This is a genomic window from Actinomadura roseirufa, assembly GCF_900659635.1.
GTDB classification, from domain to species: domain Bacteria; phylum Actinomycetota; class Actinomycetes; order Streptosporangiales; family Streptosporangiaceae; genus Spirillospora; species Spirillospora roseirufa.
Genome location: NZ_CAACVB010000519.1, coordinates 1 through 2,436 on the forward strand (window position 1 = coordinate 1; position 2,436 = coordinate 2,436).

The 2,436-nt window shown below is 77.3% G+C and carries 2 protein-coding genes and 1 pseudogene; 2 read left to right on the forward strand and 1 reads right to left on the reverse strand.

What is annotated here, in order from left to right:
* Positions 1 to 831 (reverse strand): annotated as a pseudogene (locus E1291_RS41005) (hypothetical protein); the annotation flags it as partial.
* Between the two features lie 162 nt (positions 832 to 993).
* On the opposite strand from E1291_RS41005, the gene E1291_RS41010 reads away from it, so the two are divergent.
* Positions 994 to 1,341 (forward strand): NADH-quinone oxidoreductase subunit A, encoded by a 348-nt coding sequence (locus tag E1291_RS41010; protein ID WP_131743412.1) that lies wholly within the window; start codon positions 994 to 996, stop codon positions 1,339 to 1,341.
* Positions 1,332 to 2,366 (forward strand): hypothetical protein, encoded by a 1,035-nt coding sequence (locus tag E1291_RS41015; protein ID WP_131743413.1) that lies wholly within the window; start codon positions 1,332 to 1,334, stop codon positions 2,364 to 2,366. The genes E1291_RS41010 and E1291_RS41015 overlap by 10 nt, the downstream gene beginning before the upstream one ends.
* Positions 2,367 to 2,436: the final 70 nt, after the last annotated feature.

Here is a 2,436-nt window from a genome sequence, read left to right on the forward strand (position 1 = left end):
GGCGGGCCCGTCGCCGAGCGCGACCCAGCCCCGGCCGCCCGCGGCGACCGCGCGCGGCACGTCGGAGGCGCCCGCGTCCTCGATCCGCGCGAGGGCCCACGACTTCCCGCCGTCCGCCGAGACGAGGATCTGGCCGCGCGGCCGGTCGACGGTCTCCGCGCCGACGGTCACGGCCGTTCCGCCGAGCACGGCGACACCGGTGATGACCTGCTCGTGCCCGTCGTAGAGGGCGGGCGGCACGGTGAACACGCCGTCTGCGGGACGGGCTCCCGTCCCGTGGCCCGGAGCGGCGTCTCCGCCTGCGCCGCCGTCGCGGAACGCGTACAGGGCGCCGCCGGCCGCGAGCGCCGCGACGGCCGCGACCGCGATCCCGGACCGCAGGCCCGGCCTGAAGACTCGTCCGCCGCCCGAGCCCGGGGGCGTCGGCGCGGCCCGGGGTCGTTCGAACGCTCCATCGGTGCTCGCCGGGACCGGGACCTGCGCCGCCGGGGCGGCGGGCGCCGGAGCGGGTGCGACCGGCTCCGGCTCCGGAGGCCGCGCCTGCGCCCGCGCGAGCCCCTGTGGCTCGGCGGCCGGGGGAGTCGGCGGAGTGACGCGGCGTGGTGCGGCGGGTTTTTCGGGCGGTGCGGGAGCGGCGGGCGCCGGAGGGCGGGGTGGGGTGGTGCGGCGTGGAGCCGCGCGACGTTCCGGGGGCCGGGCGTTCGGAGTGTCGCGCCAGCTCGCGACCAGTTTGTCGTCGGACGTGCCGTCGCCGGGGCCGGGCTCGTCCTGGGCGCTCCGGCCCGGCGGCGGATCCCGGTCCTCGTGGTCGTGCCGGTCGGCCGTGCTCACGTTCGCCCCCTCACGACAGCACCGAGCCGAAGTGTAGAGAATCGGGGTGACCAGCGGAAGTTTCCCCTTCTGGGACGTGTCAGGCGGACCGGACGCGCAGCGGTTTCCGGACGGACCGAACAGGTAGACCGCTAGTGACCGGCCGCCGACAGGGGAGGGACGATGGCGCCGTTCGTCGCGCTCCTCTCGGTGCTCGGGGTGATGGGGGCGCTCGTCGCCGGGGTCTATGGCGCCGCGTACGTGCTGGCGCCGTCCGTCCCGCTGGAGAGCGGCCCGTTCCTGTCGGGCTGGAGGCCGCAGGAGCACGCGTTGTCCCGTTTCCACGTCCGCTGGTACGCGGTGACGATGGTGTTCCTCGCCTTCGACATGGAGATGGTCTTCATGTACCCGTGGGCGCTCGTCGTCGCGTCGGTGGGCGCGAAGGCGGTGGTGGAGATGTTCGCCTTCCTCGCACTGATCATGATCGGCGTCCTCTACGCCTGGCGCGAGGGAGCGCTGCGATGGGTGTGAGGGACCGGGTCGCGCGCTTCGCCGGGGCGCGGCCACGGCCGTTCGTGGTGGCGGCGGCGGACGGGACGGGCGCCAGGCTCGCGGCCGAGGCGGAGTTCCGCTCGCGGGGCTGGCGGGCGGCGGCGTCACCGACCGAGACGGGGTTCCTGGTGGTGTGCGGGACGCCGGGCCCGGTGCTGGCCGGGGCGATCGGCACCGTGTGGGACGGTATGCCGGGAGCCCGGGCCCGGGTCGATCTGCGCACCTCGGGCGAGGTCCGGTTGGTGGACGCCGGGCTTTCGCCCGGTCACGCGACGGCCGATGGCACGGAGCGAACGGCGGGAGACGTGCCGATGGCCGGCCGCGCCGATGACAGGGACGGGTTGCGGCTGGACGTCCTGCACGTGCCCCTCGGACCCGTCCTGGCGTGGTGGCCCGCCGGACTGCGGCTGGATCTGGTCTTGCAGGGCGACATCGTCCAGCACGCCGAGGCCGTGGTGGTCGACACGGCGGCCGAGTCGTTCTGGGACGGGCCCTGGCCGCGGGGCACGGCGCCGGGTGGGATCGAGCGCCGGCGGGCCGCGGCCCGCCTCGACAGCCTCGCCCGGTTCCTGCGGGTGGCGGGCTGGGACGGCGCGGCCGGGCGGGCGGCCGTCCTGCGGGACGAGACGCTGGCGGGCGCGCCGGGCGACGCGCTCGGTGCGCGGTTCGCCCCGTTCGCCCGGAGAGTGGGACGGTCGCGGACGCTCCGCTGGATGACGCGGGGCCTCGGCGTCCTGCGGCCCGGGACGGCCGCGCGGTACGGGATGGACGGCCCGCGGGCCCTCCGCGCGGGTGATGTGAAGGACCGTGTCGACGGGTGGCTGCTGGAGACCGGCCGGGCGTTGGAGCGGCTGGCGGACGGGGCACGGGGAGCGGGCGGCGAGCCGTGGAGCCGCACCGGACGCGGGACGGCGGCGGTGATCCCGGCCCTGGTCGAGGGCGGGGACGTGGCGGCGGCGCGGCTGGTCGTGGCGAGCCTGGACCCGGATCCGGCGGGCGGCTGACGTGCCCGGCGCGCTGGTCGCGGTGCCGCTGCTCGGCGCGCTGGCGCTGGCGGCCGCGTCGCTGGACGCG

What these genes read in the sequence shown, in the direction of transcription:
- E1291_RS41010 (WP_131743412.1), top strand. Translation starts at nt 994, where the DNA reads ATGGCGCCGTTCGTCGCGCTCCTCTCGGTGCTCGGGGTGATGGGGGCG.
- E1291_RS41015 (WP_131743413.1), top strand. Translation starts at nt 1,332, where the DNA reads ATGGGTGTGAGGGACCGGGTCGCGCGCTTCGCCGGGGCGCGGCCACGG.